The 16,977-nt window shown below is 52.1% G+C and carries 19 protein-coding genes; 14 read left to right on the top strand and 5 right to left on the bottom strand.

All coding sequences use genetic code 11. The annotated features are described in order from the left end of the window. Nucleotides 1–879, bottom strand: coding sequence for a neutral zinc metallopeptidase (locus tag PHE17_RS14570; protein ID WP_301016622.1), 879 nt, complete (start codon nucleotides 877–879; stop codon nucleotides 1–3). Between the two features lie 143 nt (nucleotides 880–1,022). Here PHE17_RS14570 and PHE17_RS14565 point away from each other — a divergent pair, with 143 nt between their 5' ends. The 13 genes from PHE17_RS14565 (at nucleotide 1,023) to PHE17_RS14505 (ending at nucleotide 12,032) form a co-directional block, all read left to right on the top strand. Next, nucleotides 1,023–1,634 carry an RNA polymerase sigma factor gene (locus tag PHE17_RS14565; protein ID WP_301016621.1) on the top strand — a complete coding sequence of 204 codons (612 nt, stop codon included), beginning with the start codon at nucleotides 1,023–1,025 and terminating at the stop codon, nucleotides 1,632–1,634. Nucleotides 1,635–1,636: 2 nt separating this feature from the next. Further along, nucleotides 1,637–2,047, top strand: coding sequence for a hypothetical protein (locus PHE17_RS14560; protein ID WP_301016620.1), 411 nt, complete (start codon nucleotides 1,637–1,639; stop codon nucleotides 2,045–2,047). 21 nt (nucleotides 2,048–2,068) lie between these two features. Beyond that, the gene (locus PHE17_RS14555; RefSeq protein ID WP_301016619.1) at nucleotides 2,069–2,290 is read left to right on the top strand and encodes a hypothetical protein; all 222 of its coding nucleotides are present in this window, start codon (nucleotides 2,069–2,071) and stop codon (nucleotides 2,288–2,290) included. Next, the gene (locus tag PHE17_RS14550; RefSeq protein ID WP_301016618.1) at nucleotides 2,287–2,754 is read left to right on the top strand and encodes a DUF3106 domain-containing protein; all 468 of its coding nucleotides are present in this window, start codon (nucleotides 2,287–2,289) and stop codon (nucleotides 2,752–2,754) included. Before PHE17_RS14555 ends, PHE17_RS14550 begins: the two co-directional genes overlap by 4 nt. Nucleotides 2,755–3,041: 287 nt before the next feature. Then, complete coding sequence (gene rpoS, locus PHE17_RS14545; protein ID WP_301016617.1) at nucleotides 3,042–4,049, top strand: RNA polymerase sigma factor RpoS; 1,008 nt, start codon at nucleotides 3,042–3,044, stop codon at nucleotides 4,047–4,049. 188 nt (nucleotides 4,050–4,237) lie between these two features. Further along, complete coding sequence (gene alaC, locus PHE17_RS14540; protein WP_301016616.1) at nucleotides 4,238–5,431, top strand: alanine transaminase; 1,194 nt, start codon at nucleotides 4,238–4,240, stop codon at nucleotides 5,429–5,431. A 2-nt stretch (nucleotides 5,432–5,433) separates the two neighbouring features. Beyond that, nucleotides 5,434–6,744 carry a homoserine dehydrogenase gene (locus PHE17_RS14535; protein ID WP_301016615.1) on the top strand — a complete coding sequence of 437 codons (1,311 nt, stop codon included), beginning with the start codon at nucleotides 5,434–5,436 and terminating at the stop codon, nucleotides 6,742–6,744. Nucleotides 6,745–6,747: 3 nt separating this feature from the next. Further along, the gene (gene thrC, locus PHE17_RS14530; RefSeq protein ID WP_301016614.1) at nucleotides 6,748–8,178 is read left to right on the top strand and encodes a threonine synthase; all 1,431 of its coding nucleotides are present in this window, start codon (nucleotides 6,748–6,750) and stop codon (nucleotides 8,176–8,178) included. Between the two features lie 37 nt (nucleotides 8,179–8,215). Continuing rightward, nucleotides 8,216–8,863 (top strand): OmpA family protein, encoded by a 648-nt coding sequence (locus PHE17_RS14525; protein WP_301016613.1) that lies wholly within the window; start codon nucleotides 8,216–8,218, stop codon nucleotides 8,861–8,863. 79 nt (nucleotides 8,864–8,942) lie between these two features. Further along, entirely contained in the window at nucleotides 8,943–9,506 is a 564-nt protein-coding gene (locus tag PHE17_RS14520; protein ID WP_301016612.1) for a CDP-alcohol phosphatidyltransferase family protein, read from the top strand. Then, a complete protein-coding gene (locus PHE17_RS14515) occupies nucleotides 9,503–10,594 on the top strand; it encodes an AI-2E family transporter (RefSeq protein ID WP_301016611.1) in 1,092 nt (363 codons plus the stop codon). Before PHE17_RS14520 ends, PHE17_RS14515 begins: the two co-directional genes overlap by 4 nt. Continuing rightward, nucleotides 10,591–11,301: a DnaA regulatory inactivator Hda gene (gene hda / locus PHE17_RS14510; protein WP_301016610.1), complete on the top strand. Its 711-nt coding sequence runs from the start codon at nucleotides 10,591–10,593 to the stop codon at nucleotides 11,299–11,301. Before PHE17_RS14515 ends, hda begins: the two co-directional genes overlap by 4 nt. A gap of 50 nt (nucleotides 11,302–11,351) precedes the next feature. Continuing rightward, on the top strand, nucleotides 11,352–12,032 hold the full coding sequence (locus PHE17_RS14505; RefSeq protein WP_301016609.1) for a DUF533 domain-containing protein: 681 nt from the start codon (nucleotides 11,352–11,354) through the stop codon (nucleotides 12,030–12,032). 60 nt (nucleotides 12,033–12,092) lie between these two features. Here the strand turns inward: PHE17_RS14505 and PHE17_RS14500 are convergent, their stop codons facing one another. The 4 genes from PHE17_RS14500 to PHE17_RS14485 all read right to left on the bottom strand — a co-directional run bounded on the left by PHE17_RS14500 (nucleotide 12,093) and on the right by PHE17_RS14485 (nucleotide 15,598). Beyond that, nucleotides 12,093–12,278, bottom strand: a complete 186-nt coding sequence (locus PHE17_RS14500; RefSeq protein WP_301016608.1) for a PA3496 family putative envelope integrity protein — start codon at nucleotides 12,276–12,278, stop codon at nucleotides 12,093–12,095. Between the two features lie 230 nt (nucleotides 12,279–12,508). Beyond that, nucleotides 12,509–14,845, bottom strand: a complete 2,337-nt coding sequence (gene dsbD / locus PHE17_RS14495) for a protein-disulfide reductase DsbD (RefSeq protein WP_301016607.1) — start codon at nucleotides 14,843–14,845, stop codon at nucleotides 12,509–12,511. Beyond that, complete coding sequence (locus PHE17_RS14490; RefSeq protein WP_301016606.1) at nucleotides 14,842–14,979, bottom strand: hypothetical protein; 138 nt, start codon at nucleotides 14,977–14,979, stop codon at nucleotides 14,842–14,844. Before PHE17_RS14490 ends, dsbD begins: the two co-directional genes overlap by 4 nt. Before the next feature lie 301 nt (nucleotides 14,980–15,280). Beyond that, on the bottom strand, nucleotides 15,281–15,598 hold the full coding sequence (locus PHE17_RS14485; RefSeq protein WP_301016605.1) for an H-NS histone family protein: 318 nt from the start codon (nucleotides 15,596–15,598) through the stop codon (nucleotides 15,281–15,283). Between the two features lie 271 nt (nucleotides 15,599–15,869). Between PHE17_RS14485 and PHE17_RS14480 the strand changes: the two genes are divergently transcribed. Then, nucleotides 15,870–16,883, top strand: coding sequence for a diguanylate cyclase (locus tag PHE17_RS14480; protein ID WP_301016604.1), 1,014 nt, complete (start codon nucleotides 15,870–15,872; stop codon nucleotides 16,881–16,883). Nucleotides 16,884–16,977 lie beyond the last annotated feature (94 nt).

Genomic DNA, 16,977 nt, shown 5'->3' with positions numbered 1-16,977 from the left:
TCAGCGTCCGCTAAACGTATCGCACTGGCGTATGTCGCCCGACTGGAAACCGCGTTGGAACCAGCCCATGCGTTGTTTGGATGTGCCGTGGGTGAACGAGTCCGGGTTGACCGAATTTCCAGACATGCGCTGCAAACGGTCGTCGCCGATGGACTCGGCGGCAGCGACCGCTTCCTCTACATCACCCTGTTCCAACATATTGAACTGTTGGTGAGTATGGTTTGCCCAAACCCCGGCGTAACAGTCGGCTTGTAACTCCAGCGCCACCGATAGGGCATTGCCGTCTTTTTCACTCGCCCGTGCTTGCATGGCGCTGACCTTATCGGTAGTGCCCAGCAGGTTTTGCACGTGATGCCCGATTTCATGCCCCAATACATAGGCTTGGGCAAAGTCGCCGGATGCGCCTAAGTTTTTGAGTTCGCGGAAGAAGCCTAGGTCAATGTAAACCTTTTGGTCGCCGGGGCAATAAAATGGCCCAGTGGCAGCACTGGAATAGCCGCAAGCCGAGTCGGTCTGGTCATTAAACAGCACCAGTTTGGGTTCAGTGTACTGCCCACCAAGTTGTTTGAAAATCGGCCTCCAGACATCCTCGGTGGTGGCGAGGACAGTAGACACAAATTTCCTGCCTTCATCATTAATGCCAGTGCCACTGGTTGGTTGGCTGGATTCTGAACCGCCAAACCCGCCGAGGATGGTGTTTGCCCCACCGACCAAGCCGAGCAGTTGGATCGGGTTTGCGCCCATGTACCAGCCGACCAGCACGATAGCCACTGTCCCCATCAGGCCGATACGGAAACCGCCGCCACCACCACCGCCACTGCTGCCGCCACCACGGCGGTCTTCCACATTGCTGCTTTCTCTTCCCGTTCTCCAACGCATTTTTTGCTCTCCGTAATGTCTCAAAGGGAAATGGAACTATTTCACAGAACTACAACTAAATGGGGCGTATATGTCAACTTCTAAATGGTTGGAACGTTTTGAGGAGGGAGTCCACGGCATTTGTCCGGTGGATTTAAAACAATATGATCGAATCTGCGGCACTGATAACGGGTCACAATGACCAGTTGGGGCGGAACACGCAAAGGGAGCGGAATCTGACGGCGACTGCGAGGATGAACAACTTCCTACGGGGGGTGGAACGTCGTGCATTCGTGATTGCGCGTCTGGCGACTCAGGATGAGGATGAGTCGTTGGATATTGTGCAGGATGCAATGTTCAAACTGGTACAAAAGTATTCGTCCCACCCGGAAGCGGAGTGGGGTGCGCTATTTCACGCCATTTTGCACAGCAGGATCAATGACTGGCATCGGCGTCAGAAAGTGCGTAACCGTTGGCGGGTGTTTTTCTGGGCACATGATGATGAGGACGATGATGGGCTGAAACCTGAAGATCAGGTTGCCCAGACCCAGTTCCTCGAACCCGAAAGTCAGGCTTTGCACGAAGAAATGAGTGAAACCATGCTGTCAGCCGTGGGACAGTTGCCACTCCGTCAACAACAAGCATTGCTGTTACGGGCGTGGGAGGGCTACGATATTAGTGAAACCGCAAAAATAATGCGATGTTCAGAGGGCAGTGTGAAAACGCACTATTCCCGCGCCATCCACAGTTTACGGGAAAAACTGGGAGATTATTAATCATGAAAAATTTAACAGAGCAGGTCTTGGTTGAGGCAGTCAAACAGGGGTTAGACTGTTCAGCCAATGGCTTGGATGCACAGATCAGGGGAAAATTGAGTCAAGCGCGGTTACAGGCGTTAGCACGAAATGACCGTTCGTCGGACTTTTTTGGCTTCATGTCGTTTTCTAACGGATTTGCTGCGACTGCTGTAGTCACACTGGCAGTAGCACTTTGGGTCTTACCGAATGCGACCGATTCACTCACCCCGGAGACGGTTCCAGAAGCATCAATAGTACCTGAACGTTCCTTACCAGAAGCCGCTGCGCTTAATCAGGAGGGGAATGTAATGGATATTTTGATGTCCAACGAGGAGATGGATTTTCTCGAAAATCTGGAAATGTACGAATGGATGGATGCCGAATACGGCTAACCTAGGACATTAGGTGATGTTATGCAAAGGAATGGAATCCGCATAGGCTGTTATGGCCTGTTGATCTTGTTGGTGTGGTTTTTACCGGCATCTGCCGACGAAACAGCCGATGAAATTACTGAAATGATGTCGTGGTGGGATGAATACGGGAGTTATTGGGACGATGCCAATGAATTGATTGAATTTGCTGGCGAAGATTCCCTTTATATGCTGGCAGAGAATACCGTGGAGAATTCGGAATGAAATCCAGCGATACAAGCCGTTTCATCTATCCCTTATTTGGAACGGCAATACTGATGATGGGCGGGCAGGTCATGGCTGATACCGTGAAATGGTCTGAACTGAATGGTAATGAACAGGCGGTGTTGAGACCGTTTGCAGGTGACTGGGATGATTTCCCGGAAGGCAAGCAGACAACCTTGCGCCGTTGGGCAGCCAAGCCACCGACAGAACGCGGGCGCATTAAGCAGCGTTATACCGAATGGAAGCAACTTTCCCCCGCCCAGCAGCGAAAAGTTGCAGCACAGCTCCAACACTATAAAGCTATGCCTACGGCTAAAAAAGCAAGGATCAAGGTGTGGTATCAATGGGTGAAAACCCTTCCCCTCGCCGAACAGCAGAAACTCCGTCAGGTGTGGCCGGACATGAGTGATGCAGAGCGTAAGGCTTATATGCAAAGCCTGCGTCAACGTTATGGTGGCCTCTAACGTTTACTGTCAAATAGTTTTGTTTGTTCAGTGTGCGTTCAGTTTGAATTTTCAGTACTTTTTATGCTGGCTATGCGATTGTTTAGTAATCATGTACTTAAGTTTTTCGTTAAGTTTACATTAAGGTCTTTTCGCTGGCGTGCTTTTGTGCTAACGTGCATCCAGAATAAGTTTAAGAGTGTCAGTTTGGGGACGAAGGATAAGTCAAACACCCCGTCAGAAGGGTGAATTTCGATCAGGTGACGCTGATCCTGTGTATGAAACCCCGTTACAACAAAGGAGTCTACATGATGCCAAGACCACAGACTCGCATTCGTGACAAAGAAGAACCGTTTGTCGCGTTTGATACCGCTGAAGAAGATGATTTGTGCGCCCTGGAGGAGGAGTTGGATGATGCTCCAGAGGTTGAAGTTGATGATGCCAGCCCACTCGTTACCGTTACCACAGTGGGGACGTATGAGATGGATGCCACGCAGATGTATTTGCGTGAAATCGAGTTCTCATCACTGCTGACGCCTGAGGAAGAGGTGTATTACGGTCGGCTTGCCCGCGCAGGTGATGAGCTTGGGCGCAAAAAGATGATTACCTGTAATTTGCGTCTGGTGGTGAAAATTGCCCGCCGCTACATGGGGCGCGGTTTGCCGCTGCCTGATCTGATCGAAGAAGGGAATCTCGGTTTGATCCATGCGGTAGAGAAGTTTGATCCTGAACGTGGTTTCCGTTTTTCCACGTATGCCACTTGGTGGATTCGGCAAAATATTGAACGGGCACTGATGAACCAGACCCGTACCATCCGTTTGCCCATCCACGTCAATAAAGAGTTGAATGCTTATCTGCGTAAGGTGCGCGAAATGACCCAGAAGTTGGGTTATGAACCGTCTTTGCAGGAAGTAGCGGCAGTCATGGATAAGCCGGTGGAATCCCTGCGTAAGCTGCTGGATTTCAATGAGCGCATTACCTCGCTGGATATTCCCGTCGGCAAGGATGGCGATAGCCCCTTAGTGGATTTTGTCAGTGGCGATGGGGAAGACGAACCCGCCAGCAAACTGGAAGATGAAGACATTACCCAATCGGTTGATAGCTGGTTGGAGCAATTGGAATTCAAACAAAAAGAAGTGATTGTGCGCCGTTTTGGTTTGCATGGTCATGAACGCGCCACCCTCGAACAAGTTGGCGAAGCTCTGGGGCTGACCCGCGAGCGCGTCCGCCAAATCCAGATGGATGCCCTTAAGCGTCTACGCCGTATCCTTGAAAACAAAGGCTTATCCGGCGAAAGCCTACTCGGGCTAGCCTAAACTGCCTTACCTTTAAGTAAATGCCCCACTGTTACTGCACGGTGGGGCATTCTTGCTGCCGCTCTCCATCCATTTCCTCCCCCTTAGCCTTTTCTATAATTGACAGCCTGCATGGTGGATTGTAATGTGGCTGGCTTATCAAGGCCCCAGTGATGGGTTGTTTTTGCTTCGATGGATTAGAACAAACCGTGCAGGACGACTTTCAAAGAATAAACCGGCTTCCAACCTACGTTTTCAAGATTACCGATGCACTCAAACGGGAAGCGCGAGCCAAGGGCGAAGACATTATCGACTTTGGGATGGGGAATCCAGACCAGCCGACGCCCAAGCATATCGTGGACAAATTGGTGGAAGCAGCACAACGCGGCGATACCCACCGTTATTCCATGTCTCGCGGTATCCCGCGCCTGCGCAAAGCCATCAGTAACTGGTACAAACGCAAGTTTGACGTAGACATTGACCCGGAAACCGAAGCGATTGTCACCATCGGTTCCAAAGAAGGTTTGGCGCACTTGGCGTTGGCAACCTTAAGCCGGGGCGATACGGTATTAGTGCCGAATCCTGCGTACCCGATCCACCCGTATGGCAGCATTATCGCCGATGCCGATATTCGCCATGTGCCCTTGGTTCCGGGTAAAGATTTCTTCGAGGAATTGGAGGCGGCGATCAAAAACTCTTGGCCTAAACCCAAGATGCTGATCATCAACTTCCCCGGTAATCCAACCGGGCAGTGTGTGGAACTGGATTTCTTCGAGCGCGTGATCAAAGTCGCCAAAGAGCACGATGTTTGGGTAATCCATGACATTGCTTACGGTGAAATCTGTTTCGACGGTTATACTGCGCCTTCGATCCTGCAAGTGCCGGGTGCGAAGGATATTGCAGTGGAATTCTATTCCCTGTCAAAAACTTACAACATGCCCGGTTGGCGGGTAGGTTTCATGTGCGGCAACCCGGTGCTGGTGAAAGCGCTGGAACGTATCAAATCGTATCTGGACTACGGTATGTTTGCCCCGATCCAGATTGCGGCGATTGCTGCTTTGGATGGCCCGCAGGATTGCGTGGAAGACATCCGTAAAATGTATGAAAGCCGCCGCAACGTGTTGTGCGATGGCTTGAATGGCGCTGGTTGGGAAGTTGAACGCCCTAAAGCCAGCATGTTCGTGTGGGCAAAGATTCCCGCCGCTTACGCTGCGATGGGGTCACTCGAATTTGCCAAGAAACTGTTAAAAGATGCGCAAGTTGCAGTATCGCCGGGGATTGGCTTCGGTGAATACGGCGACGACCACGTGCGTTTCAGCCTGATTGAGAACGAGCACCGTACCCGTCAGGCGATCCGCAATATCAAACAAATGTTCCGTAAAGATCAGGGTTTAAAGGAGTGAGCATGGAACCTGTCAAGGTTGGCCTGCTGGGGCTGGGAACCGTCGGTGGTGGTACTGCCACTGTTTTGAAACGTAATGCGGAAGAAATCGCCCGCCGCGCAGGCCGTGGCATTGTGATTGATTACGCCGCAAACCTCGACCTGAGCCGCGCTGCCGAATTGGGTTTGAGTGATGTGCGTTTGACGCAAAATGCTTTCGATGTGGTCAATGATCCCGACATCCAAATTGTGGTGGAACTGATCGGCGGTTACACCGTGGCGCGTGATCTGGTGTTACAGGCTATCCGTAGCGGTAAGCACGTTGTGACCGCCAACAAAGCGCTGATTGCGCTGCACGGTAATGAGATTTTCGCCGCTGCACAGGAAAAAGGTGTGATGGTGGCGTTTGAAGCCGCTGTTGCGGGTGGCATTCCGGTTATCAAAGCCGTGCGTGAGGGCTTGGCAGCGAATCGCATTGAATGGCTGGCAGGCATCATCAACGGTACGGGCAATTTCATCCTGACCGAAATGCGTGACAAAGGCCGTGCTTTTGGCGATGTATTGGCAGAAGCGCAAGCACTGGGCTACGCCGAAGCTGACCCGACCTTTGACGTGGAAGGCATCGACGCAGGCCACAAGCTTACCATCTTGTCATCCATTGCGTTTGGTATCCCGCTGCAATTCCGCCAGACCTATACCGAGGGCATCACCAAAATTACTGCCGAAGATGTGACTTACGCCACCGAACTCGGCTACCGCATCAAGCACTTAGGGATTGCCCGCCGTACCGCCAAAGGTATTGAACAGCGCGTACACCCGACCTTGATTCCGCACCGCCGCCTGATTGCCAACGTGGATGGGGTCATGAATGCGGTATTGGTGAAAGGCGACGCCGTTGGCCCAACGCTGTATTACGGCGCGGGCGCAGGTGCGGAACCGACTGCTTCAGCAGTGATAGCTGATTTGGTGGACGTGACCCGTGCACTGACGGCTGACCCGGAAAATCGCGTACCGCATTTGGCGTTCCAACCAACCCAACTGGCTGATACTGCGATCCTGCCGATTGAGGAAGTGGAAACCGCGTTCTACCTGCGCATGTGTGCGGTTGACCGCCCCGGCGTATTGGCAGATGTGACGCGCATCCTCGGCGACCGCCAGATCAGTATCGAAGCCTTCATCCAGAAAGAGCCGACGAGCGGCGTGGATAAGGTCGACATCATCATGCTGACCCAGCGGGTGCGCGAAGGTAACATGAACGAAGCGATTGCGGCGATTGAAGCGCTGGACACCATTTGCAGCAGTGTGACCCGTATCCGCGTAGAGGCGTTGGGCTAAACCATGAAATACATTTCGACCCGTGGGCAATCGCCTGCGCAATCTTTCAGCGAAATTCTGCTGGGTGGCCTTGCGCCCGATGGCGGTTTGTACCTGCCTGAAACTTACCCGCAACTGACGGTTACGGATTTGACGCAAATGCGCGGCATGAACTACCGCGAGTTGGCGTTTGCAGTGCTGTCGCGTTTTATTACCGACATCCCGGCAGATGATCTGAAAGCGATTATCGACAAGACTTACACGCCGGAAGTGTATTGCAATGTGCGTGATGGCGAAAATGCAGCAGACATTACCCCGCTGCATACATTGGAGCCGGATTTGCACCTGCTGTGCTTGTCGAATGGCCCGACCATTGCGTTTAAAGACATGGCAATGCAGTTGCTCGGTAATCTGTTTGAATACGTGCTGGCAAAAGCAGGGCAGGGGATCAATATCCTCGGCGCAACTTCCGGCGATACAGGCTCTTCCGCTGAATACGCGATGCGAGGCAAAAAGGGTGTGAACGTGTTCATGCTGTCGCCGCATGGCAAGATGAGCCGTTTCCAGACTGCGCAGATGTTCAGCCTGCAAGACCCGAATATTTTCAATATAGCGGTCAAAGGTGTGTTCGATGATTGTCAGGACATCGTGAAAGCGGTTTCCAATGATCATGCGTTCAAGGCAGCGAATAAAATTGGCGCGGTCAATTCGATCAACTGGGGTCGGGTTGCAGCACAAATTGTTTACTACTTCAAAGGCTACTTTGCGGCTACCGACTCGAATGATCAGCAAGTGAGCTTTGCTGTGCCTTCCGGTAATTTCGGCAATGTGTGTGCCGGGCATATTGCGCGGATGATGGGTTTGCCGATCAAGCATTTGGTGGTGGCGACTAACGAAAACGACGTGCTGGATGAATTTTTCCGCACTGGGGTTTACCGTCCGCGCGGTTCGGCGAATACCTACCACACCAGCAGCCCGTCGATGGACATTTCCAAAGCGTCCAACTTTGAGCGTTTCGTGTTCGATTTGGTCGGGCGTGATGGCGCGAAGGTTGGGGCATTGTGGAATGCAGTGGATAATGGCGGCGCATTTGATTTGAATGCGGACGGCGTGTTTGCACAAGTGCCAACGTTTGGCTTCCAGTCGGGGGCGAGTTCCCACGCGCATCGGATGCAGATGATCCGCCAAACATGGGAAACCTATGGCGTGATGATCGACACGCATACTGCTGACGGTTTGAAGGTGGCGTTGGAGCAGCGTGAAGCGGGAGTGCCAATGCTGGTGCTGGAAACTGCGCTGCCTGCCAAGTTTGAAGATTCCATCCGTGAAGCATTGGGGCGTGACCCGGTACGGCCTGCGGGCATGGAAGACCTCGAAAGCCTGCCTCAGCGTTTTGATGTCATGGATGCAGATGCCGATGCTATCAAGGCGTTCATCGTCGCAAAAACAGCGTAAAACAACTTTCATAACAACATAATAGAGGTTAACAATAATGCAATTTTCCATGAGTCATGTAGTGGTCGCGTCTTTGGCAGCAGCATTGCTGGCAGGGTGTGGGCCAAACGGTGAAATGACCCGTGCCGAACAAGGGGCTTTGATCGGTGGTGTTGCGGGTGCTGTGATTGGCAAAACCACGGGGGATAAAGACGATGACCGTGCGTTGGCGGGTGCTGTAATCGGTGGTTTGGCGGGGGCAGCTATCGGCAATTACATGGATCAGCAAGAAGCTGCTTTACGTCAAAGTTTGCAGGGTACAGGTGTTGAAGTACAACGTCAGAATGACAATATCATCCTGACCATGCCAGATGCGATTACCTTTGATTTCGGGCAAGCGGGCGTGAAGCCGCAGTTCTACGGTGTGCTGGATAACCTAGCAAATACCCTGAACCAGTACCCGAACACCCGTATCCAAGTGGCAGGCTACACGGACAACGTGGGCGGTACTGCTGCTAACCTGCAATTGTCTGAGCAACGTGCTATCAGCGTGCGCAGCTATTTGGCGGGTGCAGGCGTGATGGCGCAACGTATGCAGGCGGTGGGTTACGGCGAAAGCCGCCCAATTGCAGACAACAGTACCGAGTATGGACGTGCGCAAAACCGTCGGGTTGAGATCACCCTGATTCCACTCCAGCAGCAATAAACCTGTGGCGGTCGGAAAATCGGTACTTGACCTATAATCCGTTATATCATGAAGGCTCCACTGGGAGCCTTCTTTGTATTTGAACAGGTTAAACGTGCGGGAACAAATTCCAAACATCATCACAGTGATCCGTATCCTTTCCATTGCACCGATTTGCTGGTTGCTGTGGCGGGAAGCCTATGCCTTGGCATTGGGTTTGCTGGTGGTGGCAGGGTTGTCTGATGCGCTGGACGGTTTTTTAGCGCGGCGCTACGGCTGGCTTACCCGTTTGGGGGCAATACTTGACCCGGTGGCAGACAAATTGTTTGTGGTGTCGGTTTTCATCGTGTTTGGCTTGCAAGGCACGCTGTCGTGGTGGCTGGTTTGTCTGGTGCTGGGGCGCGATGTGGTGATTGTGTTGGGCGCGATTGCCTGCCGCTTATTGCGTGGTCGGCTGGAAATGCGCCCCTTGATGATCAGCAAACTCAACACAGGCTTGCAAATTTTCTTGCTGGCGATGACCTTGTTGCATGTGGCGCTGTACCCCTTGCCTGAATGGTTTAATCAGGGATTGCAATGGGCGGTTGCTGTCACGACCTGCCTTAGCGGTATTGCTTATGTGATTCTGTGGGGGCGCTATGCATTCCAAAGGAGTGATTCATGATACTGGATAGTGGACGTTGGTTTTGGTTGGCGGTTGGGGTGCTGGCGCTCAGCCTGCTGTATTTGCTCGCGCCGATCCTCACGCCATTCTTGGTCGGGGCTTTTCTGGCGTATTTGGGCGATCCGTTGGTTGATCGGCTGGAATCGTGGAAACTCTCACGCACCTTGTCGGTGGCAGTGGTGTTTCTTGTCATTATCCTGTCGCTGGTATTGTTTTTCCTGTTCCTCGTGCCAGTACTAGAAACCCAAGTTAAACGCTTCATCGGCATGGTTCCGGTGTACATTGATTGGGTGGTGAATGTACTTGCACCGTATTTGCGGGATACCCTCGGGGTTGACCCCAGCGTGTTGGAGGCGGATAAACTGAAAACCATCATCTCGGGACATTGGCAGGAAACGGGTGGCTTTATCCGCAATGCGATCCAAACCATTTCTAAATCCGGCTTTGTGGTGTTGGGTTGGGTAGCAAATCTGGCGCTGGTTCCGATCATTACCTTCTACCTGTTGCGCGATTGGGATCGGATGGTGGCGTATGTCGACGACTTGTTGCCGCGTTCCATTGAGCCGATTATTGCTAAGCTGGCACGGGAATCAGACGATGTGTTGGGTGCGTTCCTGCGCGGGCAACTGTCGGTGATGCTGGCGCTGGCAAGCATTTATGCCACGGGGCTGACGTTGATCGGGGTGGATTTTGCTTTGCTGATTGGCCTGATTGCCGGGTTGGTCAGTTTCGTACCGTATCTCGGTTTGATCGTCGGGGTCAGTGTGGCGGGGATTGCGGTGCTGTTCCAGACCCAAGACGTATTCCAGTTATTTTGGGTTTTCGGGGTGTTTGGGGTGGCGCAAGTGATTGAAGGGACTGTCCTAACCCCGTTGCTGGTAGGTGAACGGATTGGTTTGCATCCGGTAACGGTCATTTTCTCCGTATTGGCGGGGGGGCAGTTGTTTGGTTTCCTTGGTATTTTGTTGGCTCTGCCGGTGGCGGCGGTACTGGCGGTCATTTTGCGGCATATCCACGATACATATAAGCAAAGCCACATTTACGGTATCGACGTTGACGTTGCGCCCACTGCGACGGAGCCGCCATGAGCCAGCAATTGACCCTGAATGTGGGGATGCGTGACGGGCATCGCTTCAGCTCGTTTTTCGTTACCCCTGAAAATGCGGAATTGTTAGGGGTGCTGAAACGTGGGTTTGAACAACATTTCCCCCAGCTATTTTTGTGGGGAGATACGCTGGCGGGAAAGTCCCACCTGCTGCAAGCATGTTGCGAAAACTATTACCAACAAGGTTTGCGGGCAGCGTATTTTCCGTTGAAGACTTGTTCGCAGTACGGCATCCGCGTGTTGTTAGGTCTGGAAGACAAGCATCTGGTGGTAATTGACGAATTGGATGCCATTATTGGGCAGCGTGACTGGGAAATTGCCTTGATGCACCTGATCAATGCTTGCCGCGCCAATAACCAGCCGTTGTTGCTGGCTTCCCGTACCAATCCGCGTGAAATGCAGTGCCTCGTGCCTGACCTTGCCTCCCGCTTGTTATGGGGACCGGATTACCGTGTGCAGGTGATGCGGGAAGAGCAGTGTATGCAGGCAATGGCATGGCGTGCCCACCAACGCGGTTTTGAGCTACCTGCGCATGTGATGAAATACATCGAGCGCCATTACCCGCATGACATTGAAACTTTGGTGACGATGTTGAACCGCTTGGATGCTGCCAGCTTGACCAAGGGGCGCAAAATCACCCGCGAATTTATCCGTGAAGTCATGCAGGATTCACCAGCGGCTTCTGCCTGACGGACTATCATTACTGCAACGCAGACATTACCAAAACAAAGGAAACGGACATGGATATGAAAAATTTTCTGGATCAAGTACTGCAATCCGGCAAGGAAATGGCACAAAAAGGCCAAGTGGTTGCTGAGCAAAAGCTGGGTATTCCCGCAGAAGGTGAGCAGCGTGATTCCATGCTATCTGGCATGAAAACCGGGGCAGCAGCGGCTGGCGTGTTGGCCTTGTTGTTGGGAACCCAAGCTGGTCGGCGCGTAACAGGAGCCGCAGTCAAAGTGGGTGGTCTTGCTGCACTGGGTGGGATGGCCTATCAAATGTACCGCCAGTGGGAAAGTGGCGCGTCAACACCAGCAGAGGGTGATGCAGCGGAATCGGCACAACAAACTGCTACACCAAAAGCCAGTGCGGAAGTCCTACTGAAAGCCATGATCGCCGCCGCCAAAGCGGATGGGCATGTGGATTCCACTGAGATGGAAAATATCCGTCAGCGCATGGGTGAAATGGCGCTGGATGCCGATGTCAACGACATGATCTTGACCGAGCTGACCCAGCCACTGTCGGCAAGTGATATTGCAGCACTGGCGAATGGCGACCTAGCAGTAGCCACCGAAATTTATTTGGTGTCTGCGGCAGTGATTGATGCAGCCAATGACGCAGAGCAAGCTTACCTGAAAGATTTACGGGTAGCGTTGCAGTTGCCTGAAACGGCTGCTGACGATACTTCCACGGCAGTTTAGCTTGCCGAAACACGCCCACGCTTCTGGTGTGTAGGAGGCGTGGGCGTGTTTTTTCCGGTTCTAAAAATTATCGTCGAATACGTCTTTTAGCCGCCGTTCCAGTGCCTTGCGTTCAAGGTAATCCTCAACATTCCGTCGGATAATATGGGGTTTGACCTTTTTGGTGTCTGCTGGTGGTGGTGCAGTTTTTTCCAGTACGAAGAGTTCTTCGTCCCGCTCTATATCAAACTCGTTATTATTACGCATGATTTTCTCTCCTGTTCGCGTCATCCACACTGAGGTTCAGAACTGAAGTTGTATGTACGTTTTATTGTCAGTGCAACCCATCATCCGGTGTGCGACTGTAGTATAGAAAGGATAGCTGAATTTCTGCTGATTAATGGGCAAAGCGCTGTAAAAGGAATCATTTGGCTGACAGACGTGCAGAATTTATATTCTGCACGCCGTTGACTGGCTTGTCCCGAGGGGGAGATTTTTTACTTCACTGCCTGCTGCATGAAGTTGCTGGCGTGTGAGGAAAGCTGCTCTGGTGTGACTTCGCCGATCAGACGGAGCGAGCGTAATTCTTCCCCGTTAGCAGCGAAAAATACCAAGGCAGGTGGTGCTGGAACATCAAAACGTTTCTCCAGTCCGGTATCCTGCTCGTCCTGCTTGGTAACATCGGTCTGCAAGAACAATGTATTTCCTAGCGCTTCGATGGCCTCAGGGTTCTTGAAGGTGGTTTTTTCCATGGTCTTGCAGTAAGTGCACCAGTCTGCGTAGAAGTCCAGCATGACCGGACGGTTCTGCGATTTGGCTTGGGCGAGTGCTTTTTCCAAGCCTTCAACCCCTTTGATGCGCTGGAAGGTAATCCCTTCCGCTTGGCGTTCACTGGCACTGACAGCAAACACGCCTTTCAGCGGTTGCAGCAGGTTTTGGCTGCCCGCCGCTAAGCCCAGCAGGATGAGTCCGCCGTAGAAGAGTTGGATCATCCCTGTGCTTTTCCAGAAACGTCCCCAGCCGCCAGCTTCCTCGTTGGTCTTTTCCAGTGCGCCCATATAGACGCCGGAGGAAACCAGCAGGATGCCAGTCAAAGCCATGGTGATTTCTGGCGGTACAATGCGGCTGAGCATGTAGATGGCGATGCCCAGCATGATAATGCCGAAGACTGCCTTGACGGTATCCATCCACGCGCCAGCACGTGGCAGCAAGTGGCCAGCGGAAGTACCAATCAGCAGTAGCGGTACGCCGATCCCCACACCCATTGAGAACAGGGCGGTGGCTCCCAGCAAGGCATCCTTACTTTGGGCGATATAGGTCAGTGCACCCGCGATAACAGGGCCTGCGCACGGGCCGACAATCAGGGTAGAGACGAAGCCCATGATAGCAGCGCCGATGAAGCTGCCGCTTTCCTGCTTGTTGCTGATTTCACTCAGGCGGCTTTGGATGCTGTTGGGTAGCTGTAAGTCATAAAAGCCAAACATGGACAAGGCCAACGCCACAAACAGCACGCTCATCAGGCCGATGGCAATGGGGTTTTGCAGCACGGTTTGCAGGTTTTGCCCGAAGAAACCAAACACAAAACCAATCACTGCGTAGGCAATAGCGCCCGCCATGACGTAAGTCAGTGACAGGAAAAAGGCTTTACGTGATGAGGTGTTTCCATAGCCCGCAATAATGCCAGACAGTATGGGGATCATCGGGAAAATACAGGGGGTGAATGCCAGTAATAAGCCAGCCACAAACATGATCAGGATTTTTTGGAAGAAGCTGCCGTCTTCCAATTGTTGCGCGAGAGCATCCTGTTTGTTTAATTGTGCAGGCTGCCGTTCAGGGGCGGCGCTGGCAATAGGGCGGGCATCAGCCAATCCTGCCAGTTTCAGTTCCGTTTCCTTTTTTACTGGCGGGTAACAAATGCCAGTATTATCTGAACAGCCTTGATACTGGGTAACAATAACCAGTTTATCTACCCCAGCAGACTGTTGGACAGGGACTTTTACGTCAATGTCTTTGCCATAAACTTCGATTTTACCGAAGTATTCGTCCTCAACCTTTTCACCCTCAGGGAAAATGGGTTTGCCTAGCGTTACGCCTTGGGGCGATTTGACCGTAAAGGTGATTTTGGGGCGATACAGATGGTGTTCGGGCTGGATAGCCCAATGCGCTTGCAGGGTTCCCTTGTCCAGTGCGGTGATGTCGAAGACAAACGCTTCGTCCACGGGCAGTGGTTCGCCGGGGTCTTTTTTCTCAGCGTTTTGGAAAATTTCTGGTAAAGCAGCAGGTTTCGCTTCGGCAGATGCTGGCGGTGGTGCGGTTGCGGGCGCGGTCGCATCTGCTACGGCTGGCGCAGCAGGTGTGTCTGCGGGGGCAGGTGCTGCTGCATCCGCTGTATTGCTGCCAGCGGCAGTCAGTTGCAAATCAGCCGTTTTGCGTATCGGCGGGTAGCACAGCCCTGCGTCGGCACAACCTTGGTATTTGACCTTGAGGGCAAGGCTAACGGCTTGGGCTGCGGTTTGACCGCGCTCAACCGGAATCTCTACCTCAACTTTCTTGCGGTAGACCTCGTGCTTGGGCTGCGTAGCGTCTGCTTTGTTCTCCGCAGGCGGATAGCTGGGGTCGGCAAGTTTCAGCTCGGCACTGTCCGTCTCGAACTTGAATTGCTCGCGTGAAAGGTAATGCCCTTCTGCTATGTCCCAAGTGGCTTTCACCACAGTAGGGGACACCACCTCCGCTTTGAACTTGAAGGCTTCGTCGGGCAGTAACGGCTTTTCCTGCTTGAGTGCGTGGGCTTGCATCGAAGCAAGCAAAAGCAGAAAGCAGAACAGTTTTCTCATTCTTGGGTGCTCTCTTTTATCCATCCTAAGTAACCGGGTAAACCGTGAGTGGTGTTGATGCAGGCCGCAAGCCCCTGTCCTAGCAACCTACGTGCAATAGCTCCGGCCTCATCCAGATGCGAGAAGGTTGTCATTACAAGCAAACAGTCCGTCATATTCCAATGTGATTTACCTAGATTCGGCTAATAGTAGATTAAATGAGTGTGATCGGCAAAATATCTTCGCGCCATTTTGTACCATATGTCTTTTTTTCTTGTGTTGCGGCGCAGCAAAGTTGGAATATTTTACGTAATGCTGCGTCCTCTACAACACTGGTTGTTTTTTTGCAACAGTTAATGCGGTAATGTCTAGGTGGGCGGCGGGGGTGGCGGGATGCAGGTGTGGGGGGTAAAAAGAAAAGCCTGAATAAATCAGGCTTTTCTTGCGCAAGAGCGATTAGATCAGGCAGTCATCCAGTGATCCGCCCGCTGCAAGGTGCTCGACAACCCAGCCCGGCTTGCGCCCGCGCCCAGTCCACATTTGGGTGCTATCGTTAGGGTTTTGGTATTTTGGTAATACAACTCGTTTTTTGGTAGTAGTCGTGGCTTGCATGACTTCTTCAAGGGTAAAGCCTGCGGCTTCTGCCATTTCTTCAAAGGTGACGTACATATTGCTGAGTTCTGTTTGGCGGCGGTTGCCAATTACACTGTCAATATTGCCTTTGAGTGCTTCGAGTTCAAAAACGCTCAGATTGGATATATCTACCATAGCCATAAATAATGCCTGTCCTTTATATTTTGGTTGGAGAAAGAATTTTCATGTATTTTATTTCCTAAATAATAATTGTCAAGAGCGCTTTTAAAAACTTGTTGATTAAAGTTGTTTTGTGGCTGAATTACGCCTTTAGTGCCGGTTTTGAAAGCTACGGGTGCGACCCTGATGGATATTAACCATCAGACGGGCGGAGTAGCATTTTAGGGTGAAATTACCTATAATTGAGGTTAATTATTAATCAAAACAATAACTTTTTATGCAGGGGGATGTGATGCTATTTATCGTTCCAGTCCTGTCGTTGCTTGGCTTGGCGTTCGCTTTGGTATGGGCGGCGGCTAACGGGCAGCTTCATTTCACAATACCGGGAGTGGGTGAGCAGCCGTTATTGACCGCCTCTATGCCTTACCTGCTGCTGGCGATGCTTGCCCTGCAAGGCACGTTGCTTTACGTATTAGCCCGTTCGACTAAGCGTGTGGGGGGCGACCAAAGTGGCGTCGTGGATAGTGTTGCCCCGACAGGGGAGCAGGTCAATACCGAATGGGTTTTGGACGCGCTTGCTGGGGGTGTGGTTGTGGTTAACCCTCGCGGGAACATTACCTACATGAATGCCAGTGCAGAAAAGCTGACGTTGTGGCAGCGTGAAAAAGTCATGGGCGAACCAGTCGGTAATGTGCTCAAGTTGGAAGATTTGCAGGGTACGCCGATCATGGGGCGTGCGTTTGAAGCCCATCGGGCGCATCCGGGGCATCCTTTGCAGTTTGGTCAGGTAAAACTTTACCCGCGAGTAGGCGACCCGCGTTTTGTCGAGTTGCATACCACCTGCATCTTGGAAGACTGTAAGGCCGTTGTTTTCATTTTCCGTGACGTGACTGCCGACCGCAAAGTGATTAATCGTTTGTACCGTCAAGCATCGCGTGATGCGTTGACCGATTTGATGAACCGCGCCAGTTTTGAGCAATATGTCGAGCAATTGGCGCACGATACCTCCAGTTTGCTCAGGACGCATGTTTTGGCGAGCGTGGATTTGGATAATTTCAAAATCATCAATGATACCTGCGGGCATTTGGCAGGGGATGAGCTGTTGAAGCAAGTCGCGCAGATATTCCGCCGTTCCGTGCGCACGTCTGACAAGGTGGCGCGTATTGGTGGGGATGAATTTGCGGTTTTTCTGGAAGGTTGCTGCCAAGATAAAGGGCGCAGCATCATGGAATCCATTTTGACCGAGTTGCGTAATTTCCGCTTCAGTTGGGAAGCTCTGTACACGACAAAAACCATAACCAATTGATTTTATAAGCCTGACCTTGAAAGGTTGAAAGCCCGCCGAGGATCTGCTCCACTCTCAGCGACCAAGCAGGAGAGTGTCATGGATTTGAACGACG

Origin of the sequence: Thiothrix sp. (genome assembly GCF_028714775.1) — a bacterium.
Classification (GTDB): domain Bacteria; phylum Pseudomonadota; class Gammaproteobacteria; order Thiotrichales; family Thiotrichaceae; genus Thiothrix.
Note: the sequence above shows the minus strand (reverse complement) of the source record. Positions and strands in the feature narration are given on the sequence as shown.

Coding starts and splice junctions, on each gene's coding strand:
- PHE17_RS14570 (WP_301016622.1), bottom strand. CDS start 879: ATGCGTTGGAGAACGGGAAGAGAAAGCAGCAATGTGGAAGACCGCCGT.
- PHE17_RS14565 (WP_301016621.1), top strand. CDS start 1,023: ATGATCGAATCTGCGGCACTGATAACGGGTCACAATGACCAGTTGGGG.
- PHE17_RS14560 (WP_301016620.1), top strand. CDS start 1,637: ATGAAAAATTTAACAGAGCAGGTCTTGGTTGAGGCAGTCAAACAGGGG.
- PHE17_RS14555 (WP_301016619.1), top strand. CDS start 2,069: ATGCAAAGGAATGGAATCCGCATAGGCTGTTATGGCCTGTTGATCTTG.
- PHE17_RS14550 (WP_301016618.1), top strand. CDS start 2,287: ATGAAATCCAGCGATACAAGCCGTTTCATCTATCCCTTATTTGGAACG.
- rpoS (WP_301016617.1), top strand. CDS start 3,042: ATGATGCCAAGACCACAGACTCGCATTCGTGACAAAGAAGAACCGTTT.
- PHE17_RS14535 (WP_301016615.1), top strand. CDS start 5,434: ATGGAACCTGTCAAGGTTGGCCTGCTGGGGCTGGGAACCGTCGGTGGT.
- thrC (WP_301016614.1), top strand. CDS start 6,748: ATGAAATACATTTCGACCCGTGGGCAATCGCCTGCGCAATCTTTCAGC.
- PHE17_RS14525 (WP_301016613.1), top strand. CDS start 8,216: ATGCAATTTTCCATGAGTCATGTAGTGGTCGCGTCTTTGGCAGCAGCA.
- PHE17_RS14515 (WP_301016611.1), top strand. CDS start 9,503: ATGATACTGGATAGTGGACGTTGGTTTTGGTTGGCGGTTGGGGTGCTG.
- hda (WP_301016610.1), top strand. CDS start 10,591: ATGAGCCAGCAATTGACCCTGAATGTGGGGATGCGTGACGGGCATCGC.
- PHE17_RS14505 (WP_301016609.1), top strand. CDS start 11,352: ATGGATATGAAAAATTTTCTGGATCAAGTACTGCAATCCGGCAAGGAA.
- PHE17_RS14500 (WP_301016608.1), bottom strand. CDS start 12,278: ATGCGTAATAATAACGAGTTTGATATAGAGCGGGACGAAGAACTCTTC.
- dsbD (WP_301016607.1), bottom strand. CDS start 14,845: ATGAGAAAACTGTTCTGCTTTCTGCTTTTGCTTGCTTCGATGCAAGCC.
- PHE17_RS14490 (WP_301016606.1), bottom strand. CDS start 14,979: ATGACAACCTTCTCGCATCTGGATGAGGCCGGAGCTATTGCACGTAGG.
- PHE17_RS14485 (WP_301016605.1), bottom strand. CDS start 15,598: ATGGCTATGGTAGATATATCCAATCTGAGCGTTTTTGAACTCGAAGCA.
- PHE17_RS14480 (WP_301016604.1), top strand. CDS start 15,870: ATGCTATTTATCGTTCCAGTCCTGTCGTTGCTTGGCTTGGCGTTCGCT.